Origin of the sequence: Burkholderia sp. AU45251, from assembly GCF_030482905.1 — a bacterium.
GTDB classification, from domain to species: Bacteria; Pseudomonadota; Gammaproteobacteria; order Burkholderiales; family Burkholderiaceae; genus Burkholderia; species Burkholderia aenigmatica.
Window position 1 is genome coordinate 1 of the sequence record NZ_JAUJQH010000076.1, and the last position, 1,055, is coordinate 1,055.

The 1,055-nt window shown below is 66.9% G+C and carries 1 protein-coding gene; it reads left to right on the forward strand.

The genetic code is table 11. The features are described 5' to 3' along the window. The coding region (gene phnY, locus QZM67_RS39800) for a phosphonoacetaldehyde dehydrogenase (protein ID WP_301811957.1) at positions 1 to 1,055 on the forward strand (1,055 nt) is incomplete at both ends.

The following is a 1,055-nucleotide window of genomic DNA, read 5'->3' on the forward strand; positions in this document are numbered from 1 at the left end:
GTGCGCAACCCGTACGACGGCTCGCTGGTCGGCACCGTGCCGAAGGCGACGCTGGACGACGTGCGGCGCGCGTTCGCGACCGCACGTGCGTACCGGCCGACGCTCACGCGCCACGATCGCGCGGCGATCCTGCGCCGCGCGGCCGATATCGTGCGCTCGCGCACGGCCGAGATTGCAGCGCTGATCACGGCCGAGGCAGGGTTGTGCATCAAGGATTCGACGTATGAGGCCGGCCGCGTCGCCGACGTGCTGACGTTCGGCGCCGGTGAAGTGCTGAAGGACGACGGGCAGATCTTCTCGTGTGACCTGACACCGCACGGCAAGAAGCGCCGCGTGTACACGCAGCGTGACCCGCTGCTCGGCGTGATCTCGGCGATCACGCCGTTCAACCACCCGATGAACCAGGTCGCGCACAAGATCGTGCCGTCGGTCGCGACCAACAACCGGATCGTCGTGAAGCCGTCGGAGAAGGTGCCGCTGTCGTGCTACCTGTTCGCGGACATCCTGTACGAAGCCGGCCTGCCGCCGCAGATGCTGCAGGTGCTCACCGGCGACCCGAAGGAGATCGCCGACGAGCTGATCACGAACCCGGCGATCGACCTCATCACGTTCACCGGCGGCGTATCGATCGGCAAGTCGATCGCGTCGCGGATGGGCTACCGGCGCGCGGTGCTCGAGCTTGGCGGCAACGATCCGATCATCGTGATGGAAGACGCCGATCTCGACGAAGCGAGCACGCTCGCGGTGTCGGGTTCGTACAAGAACTCGGGGCAGCGTTGCACCGCGATCAAGCGGATGCTCGTGCACGAGTCGGTGGCCGATCGCTTCACGGAGCTGGTGGTCGAGAAAACGAAGGCGTGGTCGTACGGCAATCCGGCCGATCCGTCGGTCGACATGGGCACGGTGATCGACGAGGCAGCCGCGAAGTTCTGCGAGCAGCAGGTGAACGACGCGATCGCGCGCGGTGCGCGGCTGCTGGTCGGCAACGTCCGCGACGGCGCGCTGTATTCGCCGACGGTGATCGATCGCGTGACGCCCGACATGCCGCTGGTGAA